Here is a 15941-nt window from a genome sequence, read left to right on the forward strand (position 1 = left end):
ACAATATGAAGAATCTGCTTCTGGCGGACGACGATGCCAATATTAGAGCACTCCTCCGGCATGTCATGACCAAGGAAGGATATCGGGTTCATGAAGCGCAGGATGGATTGGAAGCGGTCAAACTAATACAAGAAACGCCAATCGATTTGGCGATCCTTGATGTCATGATGCCAGGAATGGACGGACTGGAGTTATGTGATTTTATTCGCCAACATTATGACATCCCGATCATGCTGCTGACAGCACGGGATCAGTTATCCGACAAGCGGGATGGGTACTTGAGAGGTACAGATGAATATGTGACGAAGCCATTTGAACCTGAGGAACTGGTCTACCGGGTCAAGGCGTTATTTCGTCGTTACCATCGCACGTCCAGTGATATCATTCGCATGAATCGCATCGTCATTGACCGGAACAATGTCGAGGTCTCCGATGGGCAATCGATTCTCTTTTTACCAATGAAGGAGTTTGAGCTGCTCTCTCAGCTTGCCCAGTTTCCAGGTCGTTTGTTCTCGCGTGATGAACTTATTCGATTGGTCTGGGGAGCGGACTATGAAGGCGATGATCGCACCGTGGATGTACATATCAAGCGGCTGCGTGATCGTTTTGCCGATTATGCGGATGATTTTGTCATTCAGACGGTACGGGGGATTGGTTATAAGATTGAGGTGAAACCGCATTGAGATCACTGTATTTTCGGGTATTCATGATTACAATCGCGGTGATTCTGGTCAGCGCCATGCTGGGTTTTCTTTTATCCAATATTTATTATCATGCGAAGCTGAAATCTTTCAATGACGAGAAGTTGGTGGGGATCGCGACGCAAATGAAGCAGTTTGTTGAACAGGAGCCCGCTACGGTAGAGCATTACCTGAACAATGCCGCAGCGCTAGGCTACGAAATATATGTGACGGATGGAAAAGGGTATGACCAATTCTATGGCCGTGAATTCCGCCAGAAGGATCTGGACAAGCAGGCTGTAGATCAGGTGCTCAGTGGTGAGATATACCACGGCGTCGCCGAGTTTCCCAGCAAACCTTTCATTACCGGTTTCTTCGATAATCAATTGAGCAATACCGTTGGTGTTCATCTACAGATGGGCAATGCAAGTTATGCGTTGTTTATGCGCCCGGATGTCATTTTGCAATTCGGTGAGCTGCGTATCTTTTTTGCGTTGATTGGAGCGTTTACGGTGGGCATTAGTATCCTGCTCTTTATAATCAGTACCCGCTATCTGGTGAATCCGATTGAACGTCTGTCCGAGGCGACCAAACGAATTGCCCAAGGAAACTATAATCTGAAATTGTCCACCACGCGTCGTGATGAGATTGGACAGTTGGCCCAGCATTTCATGACCATGAGTCGTGAATTGGAGCGAGTGGATCAGGCACGACAGCAGTTTGTATCCAACGTATCACATGAGATTCAATCCCCGCTGACCTCGATTCAGGGATTTGCCCAACTGGTAGCAGATCAGGATCTGCCTGAACAAGAGCGGGAGCACTACGCTTCCATTATTGAAGAGGAGAGCCGCCATCTCTCGCTGCTTAGTAAACAATTGCTGCTGCTGTCCTCCCTTGAACAAGGTCATGAGGATTTGATCAAAGTGAGATTTTCTCTGCGAGATCAATTCCGCCAAGCGGTTCAGGTGCTGCAATGGCAGTTGGAAGAAAAAGAACTGCTGCTAAGGATCTCGGTACCCGAATCCATTCAACTCTATGGCAATGAAGTTCTGCTCATGCAAGTCTGGATGAATCTGCTGGGTAACGCTGTGAATCATCTCCCGCAGGGGAGAAGCATCGAGATTCGAGCAGAAGAGACCAATGCCCAGTGCGTAATCCATATTCGGGATACAGGGGATGGGATTGCAGCGGAGCATTTGCCTTTCCTGTTTGATCGTTTCTACCGGGTTGACCGTGCAAGAGAGCGTTCTTCCGGCCGGACCGGGCTGGGGCTTGCTATTGTGCAGAAAATTATCCGCATCCATGACGGTACGATCGAGGTCTCCAGTTCAGCTGAAGGAACGGTCTTTACCGTGACGCTTCCGCAGTTGTAATCTGTTATTCATTTGCCGTTCATCTTCGCCTCCTATACTTGGGTTATCAAGAGGAGGTCAGAGAATATGTACTTGGCTATTAGAGAGATGAGGTTTGCCAAAGGGCGATATGCACTAATTGCTACAATTATGGTGCTTGTATCATTTCTGGTTTTGTTTGTCACAGGTCTGGCACAGGGGCTTGCGTATGATAACGCGGCATCTATCAAAAATATGGCAGCAACCCATTTTGTTCTGGAACAGGATTCGAATCATCGTTTTACCCGCTCCCAGGTGAATCAGGACCAACTGGAGCAGACACGCTCCGTTGTGGGGCAAGAGAACGCTGAACCGCTGGGTGTGAAAATGACAACAGTCAGTCCAGCTGGTGACACGAAGAAGATTGATGTAACGCTATTTATGGTGAACCCGGAAGGCTGGCTGGCTCCAATCGTAACGGAAGGCTCTCCAATTACGGATCAGAAAGACGGGCAGGTTGTGGTGGATCAAAAACTGTCTGAATCTGGCGTGACGATTGGAACGCTACTGGTCGATCAAGCCTCGGGAACGGAGTGGACCGTGGGGGGATTTGTGGAAAATGAGTCCTTCAGTCACTCACCAGTTGTGTTCATGAACGAGCAGGAATGGCTCGCTATTCAGGAAGGTTCCCGGACTTCACAAGGAACAGCAGACTCTAATGCTCCGGTATACAGTGCGATTGCCGTTAAAGATGCAGGTGAGAAGGTGGATAGACTCAGTACTGCTTTGCCGAATACGGAAGTGATTACGAAGTCCGATGCAGTATCGGCCATTCCTGGGTACAAGGAAGAACAGGGCTCGCTGCTCATGATGATTGCCTTTTTATTTGTCATCTCGGCGTTTGTGCTTGCGGTATTCTTCTACGTCATCACGATTCAGAAAACGAGTCAATTTGGTATTTTGAAAGCCATTGGGACGCGAAATTCGTATCTGGCGGGCAGTGTTTCATTGCAAGTATTGCTTCTGTCCATCGGCAGTCTGGTGATCAGTGTGCTGCTGGTTCAGCTGTTTGAATCGATCTTGCCAGCTTCAATGCCGTTTCAATTAGGTTTGTCCACCCTGGCACTAACCTGCGTGTTATTCGTGGTGATGTCTATGGCGGGTTCGCTATTCTCGGTGTGGAAGGTTACCAAAATTGATGCGCTTGATGCGATTGGGAGGACAGCAGCATGAGAAACCGACTGGTATTGCAGGGAATTACACAGACATTCGAAGATGGCGGGGTCAAACGGACGATATTGGATAAGTTGGATCTTAAGGTGGCCGAAGGAGAGCTCGTCGCGGTCATGGGGCCTTCCGGCTCAGGCAAAAGTACATTTCTGTCCATCGCAGGTGCACTGCTTGAACCGACGGAGGGACAGGTTATGCTGGATGGCGCATCGATTATGGGCAAAAACAAACAGGACATATCCGATGTACGGCTCCAGCAGCTCGGGTTTATTTTTCAAAGTGCCAACCTCATTCCGTATCTGAAAGTGGAAGAACAACTGATGGTGGTTGCCAAGCTCGCTGGAACGGACAAAAACAAGGCAGAGAAGCGGGTCGATGAGCTGCTGGATACGGTAGGTTTATCGCATCGACGTAAGGCATATGCCGAGAAGCTTTCCGGCGGAGAACGCCAGCGGGTTGCCATTGCCAGAGCTTTGATGAATGATCCAGCCGTCCTGCTCGCGGACGAACCGACAGCCAGTCTGGATGCGGAACGCGGACTGGATATTGTGGGCATGATTGCACGGCTCGTGAAGGAGCAGGGCAAGAGTGCAGTCATGGTTACGCATGATGAACGTATTTTGCCGTTATGTGATCGGGTTCTCTTTTTGGAAAACGGGAAACTGGTACACCATTAGCGCTCAGAGTGGAAAGTGTAAACTTTCTTTAGTTCAACTGAAATAACATTAGAAGGTCCATGGATTCCCGATGGGAAAAGTGACCTTCTTTTTTCTTTTTTGATCTATAATGAGAGATAGAACTTATAATGGAAGATTTATTTTACATAGAGAGGATCGGATGTAGGATGAAAATTTTGGATCGGGAGCAGTTCCCTGCGCTCAGTACATTGATTCATTGGGGGATTGTTAAAGCGGAGTTTAGACTGAATGACATCGTGGATGAAACGCTGGTAAGCAATGTGAGTATCATCCCGTTTGTGGGGGAACAAGTGGTCGTTTTTCAGATCGATAACGGAAAATGGGAGCTGCCCGGAGGAACGTTGGAGGTAGGAGAGAATTATATGGATGGACTGCAACGTGAAGTGATGGAGGAGCTCGGGGCCAAGTTGATCACGTACCGGTTGTTTGGACAATTTCATTGCATGTCGAGTGCACCTGAGCCGTATAGACCGCATATTCCTCACCCTCATTTTGTAAGACTTATTGGCTATGGAGAAGTTGAGCTGGTCGGTAAACCATTGAATCCGGTGGGTGGGGAACAGGTAATTGCTGTAGAGGTTGTGGAGATTGGTGAAGCGATCAGGAGATTTGAAGAACAGAATAGATATGATATCGCGGAAATGTACCGATTGGCTTATTTGCTTCGAGAAGAAGCAAACGGTGAGTAGCTGGAATGCGAGTTTATCCTAAATCCTTAAATCTTAAATCCAATAAACTTCGGAGGTTATGATGATTAGAGATGAAATTAATGTTCTGCTGGATGCTCTACCGGACCATGAGCTGAATGTGGTGTACTCGCGAATTGAGCTTGTGCATCGCAAATATATGTATAACAAAAATTTGGAGGACAAGGGGGTCCTTGTGACTGAATTGTGCGAGGAATCCGAAGAAATTATACAGAAATGGGATAACACATTTCCAAGAACATCAGTGAAGAGGTAAAAGAGGCCATCTATTATAGCCAGTACAAGTGGCATATGTTCAGTTATGAGAAACAGGATTGCCTAACAGACAATACAGCACGAGATGCTTTTAATGCCGAAAATAAAAATGAATTGTATGTCATGTATCAACATACACCATTCATACAGATATTTCAGAATGCGAATAAGGTCATCGCAGAAGATTTTGATTCGGAACAGGACATTTATATTTTTGACCAAGCGTTCACGTGGACGTATGTACATACCCATGAATCCATGTGCGGACCGTATTTTTATAAAGTGAAGTAACAAGGAGCAGTAAGGAGTAACAAGTGAGGAGTTTGGAGTCCACTTAATAAACACACGAATATCTGCCGGAGGAGCCATCTGATGCGTAAGAGGTCGATTAAAATATTCAGACGCGCCATGCTTAGTATTCTTTTACTCGTAATAATCGCACTAATCTTTCCCACTTGGACCCCTGGGATCAAGGGAGAGAATAGTATCAGCACATTAGGACAGGTTGAGATCAATGGTGCAGGTCATGAGGTTATGATTCGCGGTGCGGATCGGAACAATCCCATCCTTCTTTTTGTACATGGTGGCCCTGGTTGCTCCGAGATTCCTTATGTAAGAAAGTATCAGCAGGAGCTTGAGCAACATTTTACTATTGTGCATTATGATCAACGTGGAAGTGGAAAGTCATATCATTTCATGGAGGATTATTCGGATGTGACTTCAGATGTGCTTGTAGATGATTTGCTGGCATTAACGGATTACGTCACTGCCGAACTGGGGCAAAGAAAGGTTACGCTGGTCGGTCATTCATTTGGTACATACATAGGGACAAAATCGGCGGCCAAAGCACCTGAAAAATTCGTTGCTTATATAGGTATTGGACAAGTAGCTGATACTGTGCAGAGTGAGTTGGATAGTTTGGAATATACGATCACACAAGCGAAACAAGCCGACAGTACAGCGGATGCGGAAAGTCTGGAACGTCTTCGGAATCCGATTGAGCGAGGCGAGAAATACACACCAAGAAAGTTGGTTCGCAAATACGGCGGTGCGGCTAGGCTTATTGATGACAACAGGGACTATATGCTCGGCTTTCTTTTGGGAACCGAATATAATGCACTGGATGTGATTCGCTATTCCATGGGAGTGCAGGCTACACAGGAAATTCTCCTAAAGGAGGAGTCCACCAACCATTTGCCAGACATTGTAGATCAGCTGGAGATACCGACTTATTTTGTTATGGGAAAGTATGATTATATGACGTCTCTGAATGCGGCAAGGGATTATTTCGATGAGCTTGGAGCACCCGAAAAAGATTTTGTTGTATTTGAAGAATCCGCTCATTACCCACAGTTCGAGGAGAAAGAACGATTTGCAGCGTGGTTGATGGGGGTATTTAACTTTTGAATAAGCGAGGGATCTTGATGGAGCAACTTAATACTAAACTCATAACTAGACTTGCATTACCGGAGGAAGCTTCAACTGTATTGAATCTATGGCAAGAGTCTGCCCGGTGGCTGAACTCCAAAGAGATATATCAATGGCGTCCTGAGTATTTCAATTTGGAACAAGTGAATGAATTCATGACGGATGGATCTGACGTATATCTTGCTGAAATAAATCATGAAATCGTAGGGACGTATACCTTAACGTGGTCAGATCCCCTGATTTGGGAGGAGCTCGACAACACCAATTCCGGGTACATACACCGATTCGCAGTGAATAGAGATTTTAAAGGGCAAAATATAGGGCTACTCCTTCTAAAATCAGCAGAAGAGAACATTAGGCATAAAGGTAAAACCTTGATCAGGCTGGATTGCATGGCAGATAACCTGAGACTTAATCAATACTATAAGGATTATGGATTCCAATACATCCGCAGAATGAAACAGGGGAACTGGAGTGCCAGTCTGTATGAAAAACAATGATGGTGTCTCTATCGACTTCGTTAAGCTCTTAAGTGTATAAAAGGGGGATTATTCATGCTTTTATCCTATCATCCAATGAAAATAGCCGATGCAGAAAAAATCGTTACCTGGAAGTATGAAAATGAGTATACAATGTACAGTTTCTCTGAATCCAATGAAGATATTCAAGAATTGATGAATGGGGAGTACTTTTCAGTCCTGAATGAACTGGAGAGGGTAGTGGGATTTATTTGTTGTGGGCAATCAGCTCGAGTTCCGGGAGGAACCTCAATCGGACTGTATCAAGAAGAAGGATATTTGGATATAGGCCTTGGATTAGATCCAGATCTGACAGGGCAAAAGAAAGGATCTGTATTCCTTAAACAAAGTTTAGTATTCTTGCAAAACCAATTTAATAGTTCTCATTTTCGACTGGTGGTTGCCACATTCAACGAACGAGCAATTAAAGTGTATGAGCGGACAGGCTTTAAAAGAGATAAGGAGTTTTATAGCAAAGTGAATGGCGAGGACATGTTATTTATCAGTATGAAAATGGAAATGCCCTGCTACTCTTTTGAAGAAATATCGGAACAGAATTTGACCGAAGTCAGAGAAATATATAACTACTACGTTTCCAACACGACTATCTCATTTCATACTGAAGAATTGACTCTGGAAGAAATCAAGGCTTCTGTCATGAACAGAAATCCGCGCTTTAAATCATTTGTCATTAAAGAAGAGAAAGAAATTCAAGGGTATGTGCTAATTACCCAATACAAGAGCAAACAAGCCTACGACTTCTCGGGAGAAGTAACCATTTATTTGAAACCGGATATTGTAGGGAAGGGCATCGGTGGAACGGCACTGCGATTTATAGAGGATGTTGCGCGCGAGCAAGGGTTCTACACCTTGATTGCTACGGTATGCATGGAAAACACACGCAGCAAGACCCTATTCGAAAAGCATGGGTATGAGCAATGTGCGATGTTTAAAGGCGTGGGATATAAGTTTGATCGCAGATTGGATATTGGTAGTTTCCAAAAGGTGTTATAACGTATGAATAATATTCAATATAATCTAAAATTCGAAAAACTCGTCGCTGTATTAGAACTTGGTGAGTTGTTCAGTATACCCAAGTCAATCTCGGGTGGCCTTTTACATCGCATGTATGCCATCGAAACTACACATGCTAAATATGCTGTGAAAGCACTGAATCCTCAAATTATGAGTAGACCTACAGCTATGCAGAATTATATCCAATCCGAACAAATAGCAAACGTTGCAGCAAATTTTATCCATGCTCAACCTGCCAAAGTGATAAACGGTTCTTCAATGCAGATATTAGATCATCAATGTTATCTTATATTTGACTGGATCGACGGTAAAAGTCTAGAGTTTCAGGAAGTAACCGAAACCCATTGTGAGCATATGGGCATGATTCTTGCGGATATTCATAAAGCTGATTTTTCACAGCTTCATATTCCTGACCTTCAGTTGGATCATTCCAAAGAAATTGATTGGAATGATTATTTACACAAAGGGCAGAAAGAAAATTCGGATTGGACGATCTTATTAGATAACAGCATTCAAAAGCTCTATGAGTGGAGTGCTCAGGCAAAAAATGCATCAGTAATACTGGCTTCAAATACAGTTATTAGCCATAGAGATCTTGAACCTAAGAACGTGATGTGGCAGCAGGACACCCCCATCATTATTGATTGGGAATCAGCGGGTTATATCAATCCGATGCATGATCTGGTGGAAACAGCGATGTATTGGTCAGTAGATCACACCGGAAACGTGGACAAAGAAAGGTTCTTGGCTTTTATAGATGGATATAGGTCTCGAGTGGGGAATTTGAACGCCAATTGGAGAATGGTTCTCGAAAATGGCTTTGCCGGAAAATTGGACTGGCTCGAATACAGTCTGAAACGCTCTTTGTGGATTGAATGCACAGACAATGAAGAACAACAAATGGGAACATCACAAGTTATATGGACTATAGAAGCTTTAAAACAATACGAGGATATGATCTCAGATGTTGAGAACTGGTTGAGTAGCTAAACTCCGAGATCCGAGATGATTTTATCCGATAAAACGGAAAGGTGTGAGCTGCATGGTAAACGATAAAGGAACATTAAGAACATGCGAACAAGGGCATTCCTATTACAAAAGTAGCGATTGTCCAACCTGTCCGGTCTGTGAGAAGGCACGAAAACCGAAAGAGGGATTTCTCTCATTGCTGTCGGCACCCGCTAGACGTGCACTGGAGAATCAGGGAATTACGACGTTGCAAAAACTCTCGCAATACACAGAAAAAGAGATTCTGAAGCTGCACGGGATTGGGCCTTCTGCGATCCCCAAACTTCGACAAGCACTCGAAGAAGAGGGATTATCTTTTAATAAATAACCCTCTTCACTCTTAATCTAATCTCCCTAAACCAAACCTGAAGCCAATTCCTCAACCGTCACCTGATACAACAGATTTCCCTCACTGAGGAGCAGTCGGTTCTGACGAAAATCCTGACGTGCCTGCTTGAAGGGATTATTCTGTTCATTCACGAACTCAATCTTCTGCCCTTTTGTAAGTGTGCCGGGCTTCTCCATTTTCTTGAGAACAAACGTCCCGTGTTTACCATACCCGGCATCGAACAAAAAATGATACCCATCCGTACAGAAACCGGAGGAGCCGGATAGGTTAGGATCTACCAATGTTACTTTAGGTTGCTGGGTACCGCCGGAAACACAGCCAAGCATAAAATCGGTATAATAATAAAACCATACCTGCTGTTCATTCACCACATTGAGTGCGTAACAATCGGCAATATCGGCTGTATGGTCTTCGTATAGTTTGTTACCGTGCATATCCCAGGCTAACAGTCCTTGTGAGCCAATCGGATTATTCCACCCATTGTTCCCGAATACACCCTCGTCAAAGTAGCTGGTCCAAATGGTCCCGTTCTCGGTCACCTGCACACTCTGAATACCGTCTCCCAGCAGAAACTCGCGAATCGTGTTTCCTTCCCGATCACACACTTTGGCGTTCAGGTCATACTTGTCATTCCCATAATACGTGCAGCGCGCCCCGACGAGCAGCAGGTGACCATGTAATGGTTGCACGTAATGATAATTGAACGTTTGCCCCCAAATAACAACTTCCTCAATGGATTGCTCCGTCACAATCAGAACTTTGTATGTGTAGGTTTGGTTTAGTTTGGTCTGTACAAACATGCCTTGTTTTCTTTCGGGAATTTGGTTTATGAGCAGCACATAGACCCGACCATCGCCGCCCCACTGAGTGGAAACTATATCGAAGCCTTCCAAATGTGCTGAAATCTCTGCAAAGGGCAGAAGTTTTATCTTGGGATTGGACATTGGATTATTCCTCCTTGAACGTTAGTGCAGATGTGCCATCTGCACGAATTAAGTACAGTATGCAGGAAGAATACCCTGCCGAACACGGCGTAAGTATAGCGAAGGCTTTCTTTTATCGATAAGTGACTTGAACTGGTGAAATGGGTATCGTTCTGCTTCTTTGCATTGTATAATAAGACGGTTATGTAAAATATTATGCGAGGAAATGTTAACGTCAGCTCAATTTGATTATGATCACCCGTTGTAGGTCCTCGATATGGACCCCATACTTTATCAAATCAGTACGAGTCCATAATACGTTTGTCAGATAAAAACATACACCCCGACCTAAGATGGAAAGATCTAAGGCGGGGTTTGTTATAAATTCAGTCAATTCATACGAGGGTTCAGATGAAACTGCTATAGGGTTGTTTATTGTCAACCTGCTTAGGAGAGAGGGATTGGCCGCTAAATAGAGGAGGAGATATCTTGAAGATTTTCTTAGTAAGACACGGGATGGATGAGGAGGGCTACAGAGGTGGCTGGAGTCAGCGAGGGCTCATTGAAGAAGGTATGACTCAATCGGAGAGACTCGGAGACTACCTGCACCATCATTTAGAGCAATATAACATAAACACGGTGATTAGTAGTGATCTTCCGCGTGCAGTTCAGACTGCAAAAGAGCTTGAAAAAAGGCTTAACATCAAAGGGGATTACCTGAAAGACTGGAGAGAAATGAATAACGGAGATTTGGCTGGCATGCCAAACAAGGAAGCTGAAGTGAAATATGCAGGAGTTTATTTTAACACTCTTGGAATGGATGCCCCGTTTCCAGGAGGAGAAAGTCCTCGGGATTTTTATAACAGAATATGTACATCCTTTCGAGATTTATGCCAGAGTATAGAGGAGCAAAAGATCAAATCCAATGTTCTACTGGTCACGCACGGCGGAGTAATCAACATCCTTTATTATCTACTAGGAAACCAAAATTGGACTAATACATCGGGGTTCCATTCTATCGGGAATACCAGTGTTCATACGGTTGAAAAAGGATTAAATGGTTGGGAGTTTAGCAGCATGAATATGATGAGTCATCTAGGTTAATTTTTTCTGTGACAATAAAGACTGCCGACAGGTGCCGTCAGTCTTTATATACATTATTTAACCGATTTGAAGCAGACGTACGATTTCATCGTCTATTAGTTCTTCACTCACTTTCATAAACCCTAAAGATTCATACAGCTCTCCAGCAATTCGATTGTCTGGTCGGTGTCCAATCATTATTCTTGTGCAATTTGAAATACTCATAAGCTGAATCAAAGTTTTCATTGCTGCCTTGCCATAACCTTTTCCTTGATGCTTCTCGTCAATCATTATGGCAGGAATCCAGTAGTTATCATCCTTGTCTGGGTTCGCACAGAATACGAGAAAACCGACTAAAACCTCTTCCGAGTAAATAGCACGTAATTCAAAATCATTAACATATTTAGATTCAGCAATCCAATAAACGACAGGTGCACGAAAAATATGAAGCTGTTCTGGCTTAACTTTAAGCTGGGTACATTCATACCAATTTTCATTAGACACTGGCTTTAATACAATTACCATACAAAATTCCTCCCAAATTTTACTTCGCAGAGGAATTTATCCTCTGCGGTTACTTCGTATCCTTCCTAAAAATCATTGCAACATGGTTATTCTTCATACCACATCACTCCTTTCGAAATGAAAAAATTCTAATGTAGGTTATTTGCTATTTTGTTAATATATCCTTCTTTTATCAGTGAAAATAGATTGAACATATCAATCATTTCAAAACAAATAGTTGAGAAAATGGCCTATTACGCTACAATGGAATGAAATGGAAGTCTAAGGAGGTTGCCGATGTGAGTGATAAACCGAGTGATTTGCTGCGTGGGTTGAAGTCCTTGTCTGGACCTTTTCCAGCTTGGAATACCGAGAAGTTACCGGATCGACCAGGGGATCTTTTTCTGGAATGGCTGAGACTGGCTATAGAATACGGTGTGAAAGAACCTCACGCGATGACGATTTCGACAGTGGACTCGAACGGTTTTCCAGATGCACGAGTATTGATTTTGAAAGACGTAGTTGACGAAGCTTTTTATTTTGCATCTGGCTCGGAGAGTCGAAAAGGACAGCAGTTGGAGAGCAATCCGCGTGTGGCACTGACCTTTTACTGGCCTGCATTGGGCAGACAGATTCGCATAAGGGGAGAAGCCGTGGATATGGGCGAGGAAGCAGGTGCAGCGGATTTTCGGAAAAGATCGGCAGGGGCACGCGCAGTTGCGATGACAGGACGACAGAGTCAGGAGCTGGAGAGCGAGGAAGAATTGGAACACGCCATTGCGGCACAGACGAAACGGATCAGCCGAGATCCTGATGTCATTACACCGAATTGGAGACTGTACGCCGTGAACGCAAAGGAAGTTGAGTTCTGGCAGGGAGACCCGGAGCGAAAGCATGTGCGAATCCAATATGTTCTGCAGCAAGGTCAATGGAAGTGCCAGAGGTTATGGCCGTGATTTTATAAAGGGGGGAATATGTGTGAGTCGTAGAACTACAGGGACACTGCTGCTGGTCATAGCGGCATTTCTATACGGTGTTCGATATTTAAGTGCTGCCATTTTTGGTTCTGGAGTTACTTCGTGGAATTCGGACTTGTTTCAAGGCATGCTAAATTATATTGGGACCGCTCCGCAAAGTTGGAGTATAGCTGCTTTAATTCTGGGCCTGTTCTATTTAGTATGGGCGGAATATGAAGCAATCAGCTCCAAAACCAGAGAAAGTCTCAAGCGTTTTGTGAGTTATGAAACTGTAGATCAAGAAGCGGGAAGCCAGAACAAAACAGATTAACTGGATAGTGTGATTCCTTATCAATAACGGTCGTAAAACAATTTGAATAAGTCGAGGAGGCATACATATGAAGTCCATTGAAAGTTATTTTGACCCATTTCCGATATTGGAAACTGAACGAACGCTGCTTAGGCCGATTACCTATGCTGATCTGGATGACATGTACCGTTATTGCGCGATTCCTGCTGTATCGGAGTACACAACTTGGGACGCACATCAGAGCAAGGAGGATACGAAAGTCTTTATTGATTTTGTCATGAGTCGATATGAGGTGGATAAGCTGGGGCCATGGGGGATTGAGGATAAACAAACGAAGAAGTTGATTGGCAGCTGCAATTATCTGGGGTGCGACAGCAACAGTATGAGGGTGGAATTAGGTTATGTATTATCCAATGAGTACTGGGGTCAAGGAATCATGACGGAAGCGGTTAGCCGAGTCATTCAATTTGGGTTTGAAGACATCGGGTTGGAACGAATTCAGGCTAAATGTCTGGTGGGTAACATCGGTTCCGCAAAGGTCATGGAAAAGACAGGCATGAAATTCGAAGGGCTTTTACGGAGTTATATGAAAATTAAAAACGAAATGCAGGATTTGAATTTGTATGCGATTATTCGATCCGATTATGATTTCAAATGATGATATGATTCCTAACGTACATAATGTCATATCGGGCATCGACCGAGATTCGCTATAATCTCCAAGTTGAAAAAACATGGATAAGGAATCGGGAGGTACATCGAATTGACAGCGAAAAATAGATATAAATCACTTGAGCTTGAAACACCCGGCGTATATGAACTGGAAGGACTGGAGGTCGGCGTGACCTCCAATTGCAATTACAAATGCGACTATTGCTGCGCCTACAATCGGGACGATGGGCAGTGCATAAGTGGTCAAGAGGTCATCCGAATCATCCGTGAGCTTCCGCGGCTCAAGCGGGTGCGTTTGTCCGGGGGAGAGGTGACTCTGAAAGTTCAGGATTGCCTGGAGATTGTGACGTATTGCGGGGAACATGGCATCGACACGCAATTAAATACCAATGCCAGCTTGCTAACGGAAGAACGAATTCATGCTTTGCGGGATGCAGGCTTGTCCAATATTCATATTTCGTTCAACTATACAGATCGGGATGCATATGCTGCGTATTACCGTGTACATCCCCGCATGTATGAGCGATTGGAGCACAACATTCGTCTTTGTACTGAAGCAGGGCTGGAGACCGTCTTGGAGACGCTGCTATTTGAAGGCACCCAAGCCAACATGCAGGCTATTAGCGATAAAGTCTATGAACTGGGTGTGCGCATCCATGAGATCCAGAACAGTATCGTGATGCCACATAGTCAATGGAGCCAGATTGCTTCCAAAGAATCACTCATCCACTCCGTAAACGATCTGATCAAGCACAAGAAAGAAGATACGACATTATATTTTACCTGTATGGATCGTTTCGCGGAGCAATTGGGATTACGAGAACAATCGGGTGTGTATTTCTCCAATTGTGTGGATGGGACGAAGCAGCTGCATTTGCACGGCAATGGAGATATTCTCATCTGTGAGTTATGCCACCCAGTCGTGATCGGTAATATATATACGGGTACGTCTTTGAAGGATATTTATACCAAGCAGCCACAAGCGTTAACGGATTATCTAGAAAAGAAACCCTGCCCTGCATACGATGCTCTCTTTGCAAGTGAATAGTCACGTTTATAGAAAGCTTTTTAGCATCGTACTTGTCCCTATTTGGGGTACATATATAGATTGAGATCCATCATTATCACTTATATGGAAGGTTGTCTGATTTCCTCTCGGGGGAATGGATGACCTTCTTTCTTTGCGTTCAGCCTGTTTCAGATTCATTTAAGCTATCCAGCCTATGATGAGCCTTAAGAACTTAGATGAAGAGGTGAACTTCACATGATGAAGATCTATCCAAAAACCAACGAGAACGACCCATATAAAAAGGCAAAACCAAGGCGCAAATGGCTGATGATCACCCTTGTTATTGTGCTAGGCCTTGGTACCGTGATATACAGCCTGGCAGATCGCTATTTAATCCGGCATGTGCAGGTAGTTGTAGCGGATGACAATACATCAGCAACCAGCACCTCCAGCGATACTTCAACCCCGGCGACTGAAGTGAATGCAACGTCAGATGACTGGAACTATTCCAGCGATGACATGCAGGTCAAGATCGACAAGGTGCAGACGGGCTCTGGCTCAGATCAGATCACGTATTACGTCGCAGATGTACAGCTGACAGATGCGAGCAGCCTGCGAACGGCTCTGGCAGATAACAGCTTTGGCACGAATATTACCGAGAACACTTCAGAGATAGCAGCCGCTAACAACGCCATCTTTGCGATCAATGGTGACTACTACGGCTTCCGCGATGATGGCGTAATTATCCGCAATGGTACGGTATATCGGGATGATCCGGTGCGTGATGCGATGGCATTGTTCAGTGACGGTACGATGAAGACGTATAACGAGACGTCAGTATCCTCATCGGAACTGCTGGCGGAAGGTGCGACCAATACGTTATCTTTTGGGCCCATTCTGATTCAGGACGGTGAGATTGTATCTGACTTCAGCAGTGTGAAAATCGATAACAACTTTGGCAACCGGTCGATCCAGGATGCCAATCCGAGAACTGCCATCGGCATGATCGCCCCGAATCACTATGTATTCGTTGTGGTGGACGGACGACAGGATGACAGCCGTGGCATGACGCTCGCAGAGCTCGCCGATGTCATGAAAGGTCTTGGAGCAAAGGAAGCCTACAATCTGGACGGCGGTGGTTCATCCACAATGTATTTCATGGGTCGGGTTGTTAATAATCCGCTGGGTAGAAACCAGGAACGCGGCGTAAGTGACATCCTTTATCTGAAGGAGGGACAATGA

General features: G+C 44.7%; 21 protein-coding genes. 19 read left to right on the top strand and 2 right to left on the bottom strand.

The window, feature by feature from the left end:
• Positions 1-5: 5 nt before the first annotated feature.
• The 12 genes from BMY78_RS03755 (at position 6) to BMY78_RS03810 (ending at position 9221) form a co-directional block, all read left to right on the top strand.
• The gene (locus BMY78_RS03755) at positions 6-683 is read left to right on the top strand and encodes a response regulator transcription factor (RefSeq protein ID WP_090894816.1); all 678 of its coding nucleotides are present in this window, start codon (positions 6-8) and stop codon (positions 681-683) included.
• On the top strand, positions 680-2056 hold the full coding sequence (locus BMY78_RS03760; protein ID WP_090894819.1) for a sensor histidine kinase: 1377 nt from the start codon (positions 680-682) through the stop codon (positions 2054-2056). The genes BMY78_RS03755 and BMY78_RS03760 overlap by 4 nt, the downstream gene beginning before the upstream one ends.
• Positions 2057-2122: 66 nt before the next feature.
• Positions 2123-3247, top strand: a complete 1125-nt coding sequence (locus BMY78_RS03765; RefSeq protein WP_090894821.1) for an ABC transporter permease — start codon at positions 2123-2125, stop codon at positions 3245-3247.
• Positions 3244-3921 carry an ABC transporter ATP-binding protein gene (locus BMY78_RS03770; protein WP_090894823.1) on the top strand — a complete coding sequence of 226 codons (678 nt, stop codon included), beginning with the start codon at positions 3244-3246 and terminating at the stop codon, positions 3919-3921. Before BMY78_RS03765 ends, BMY78_RS03770 begins: the two co-directional genes overlap by 4 nt.
• A 167-nt stretch (positions 3922-4088) precedes the next feature.
• Positions 4089-4631 carry an NUDIX hydrolase gene (locus BMY78_RS03775; RefSeq protein ID WP_090894825.1) on the top strand — a complete coding sequence of 181 codons (543 nt, stop codon included), beginning with the start codon at positions 4089-4091 and terminating at the stop codon, positions 4629-4631.
• 58 nt (positions 4632-4689) lie between these two features.
• On the top strand, positions 4690-4905 hold the full coding sequence (locus tag BMY78_RS33165) for a hypothetical protein (protein ID WP_256221941.1): 216 nt from the start codon (positions 4690-4692) through the stop codon (positions 4903-4905).
• Between the two features lie 35 nt (positions 4906-4940).
• Positions 4941-5195 carry a DUF4275 family protein gene (locus BMY78_RS33170; protein WP_256221942.1) on the top strand — a complete coding sequence of 85 codons (255 nt, stop codon included), beginning with the start codon at positions 4941-4943 and terminating at the stop codon, positions 5193-5195.
• An 81-nt stretch (positions 5196-5276) separates the two neighbouring features.
• Positions 5277-6311, top strand: coding sequence for an alpha/beta fold hydrolase (locus tag BMY78_RS03785; protein ID WP_090894827.1), 1035 nt, complete (start codon positions 5277-5279; stop codon positions 6309-6311).
• 17 nt (positions 6312-6328) lie between these two features.
• Complete coding sequence (locus BMY78_RS03790) at positions 6329-6832, top strand: GNAT family N-acetyltransferase (protein ID WP_090901980.1); 504 nt, start codon at positions 6329-6331, stop codon at positions 6830-6832.
• A 54-nt stretch (positions 6833-6886) separates the two neighbouring features.
• Positions 6887-7864 (top strand): GNAT family N-acetyltransferase, encoded by a 978-nt coding sequence (locus BMY78_RS33175; RefSeq protein ID WP_256221943.1) that lies wholly within the window; start codon positions 6887-6889, stop codon positions 7862-7864.
• A gap of 3 nt (positions 7865-7867) precedes the next feature.
• On the top strand, positions 7868-8875 hold the full coding sequence (locus BMY78_RS03805; protein WP_090894829.1) for an aminoglycoside phosphotransferase family protein: 1008 nt from the start codon (positions 7868-7870) through the stop codon (positions 8873-8875).
• A gap of 52 nt (positions 8876-8927) precedes the next feature.
• On the top strand, positions 8928-9221 hold the full coding sequence (locus BMY78_RS03810) for an RNA polymerase alpha subunit C-terminal domain-containing protein (RefSeq protein ID WP_090894831.1): 294 nt from the start codon (positions 8928-8930) through the stop codon (positions 9219-9221).
• A gap of 26 nt (positions 9222-9247) precedes the next feature.
• Here BMY78_RS03810 and BMY78_RS03815 read toward each other — a convergent pair whose 3' ends face one another.
• The gene (locus BMY78_RS03815; protein WP_090894834.1) at positions 9248-10186 is read right to left on the bottom strand and encodes a hypothetical protein; all 939 of its coding nucleotides are present in this window, start codon (positions 10184-10186) and stop codon (positions 9248-9250) included.
• A 230-nt stretch (positions 10187-10416) separates the two neighbouring features.
• Here BMY78_RS03815 and BMY78_RS33675 point away from each other — a divergent pair, with 230 nt between their 5' ends.
• A complete protein-coding gene (locus BMY78_RS33675; RefSeq protein ID WP_109999424.1) occupies positions 10417-10497 on the top strand; it encodes a DUF2569 family protein in 81 nt (26 codons plus the stop codon).
• 157 nt (positions 10498-10654) lie between these two features.
• Positions 10655-11269, top strand: coding sequence for a histidine phosphatase family protein (locus tag BMY78_RS03820; protein ID WP_090894836.1), 615 nt, complete (start codon positions 10655-10657; stop codon positions 11267-11269).
• A gap of 57 nt (positions 11270-11326) precedes the next feature.
• Here the strand turns inward: BMY78_RS03820 and BMY78_RS03825 are convergent, their stop codons facing one another.
• The gene (locus BMY78_RS03825; protein ID WP_090894838.1) at positions 11327-11773 is read right to left on the bottom strand and encodes a GNAT family N-acetyltransferase; all 447 of its coding nucleotides are present in this window, start codon (positions 11771-11773) and stop codon (positions 11327-11329) included.
• A gap of 278 nt (positions 11774-12051) precedes the next feature.
• On the opposite strand from BMY78_RS03825, the gene BMY78_RS03830 reads away from it, so the two are divergent.
• The 5 genes from BMY78_RS03830 (at position 12052) to BMY78_RS03850 (ending at position 15941) form a co-directional block, all read left to right on the top strand.
• Positions 12052-12708 carry a pyridoxine/pyridoxamine 5'-phosphate oxidase gene (locus BMY78_RS03830; protein WP_090894840.1) on the top strand — a complete coding sequence of 219 codons (657 nt, stop codon included), beginning with the start codon at positions 12052-12054 and terminating at the stop codon, positions 12706-12708.
• 22 nt (positions 12709-12730) lie between these two features.
• Entirely contained in the window at positions 12731-13039 is a 309-nt protein-coding gene (locus BMY78_RS03835) for a hypothetical protein (RefSeq protein WP_177185644.1), read from the top strand.
• A 67-nt stretch (positions 13040-13106) separates the two neighbouring features.
• Positions 13107-13676, top strand: coding sequence for a GNAT family N-acetyltransferase (locus BMY78_RS03840; protein WP_090894842.1), 570 nt, complete (start codon positions 13107-13109; stop codon positions 13674-13676).
• A 105-nt stretch (positions 13677-13781) separates the two neighbouring features.
• On the top strand, positions 13782-14738 hold the full coding sequence (locus BMY78_RS03845) for a radical SAM protein (protein WP_090894844.1): 957 nt from the start codon (positions 13782-13784) through the stop codon (positions 14736-14738).
• 216 nt (positions 14739-14954) lie between these two features.
• On the top strand, positions 14955-15941 hold the full coding sequence (locus BMY78_RS03850; protein ID WP_218152267.1) for a phosphodiester glycosidase family protein: 987 nt from the start codon (positions 14955-14957) through the stop codon (positions 15939-15941).

It is taken from the genome of Paenibacillus sp. OK076 (assembly GCF_900110055.1).
Lineage (GTDB): Bacteria > Bacillota > Bacilli > Paenibacillales > Paenibacillaceae > Paenibacillus.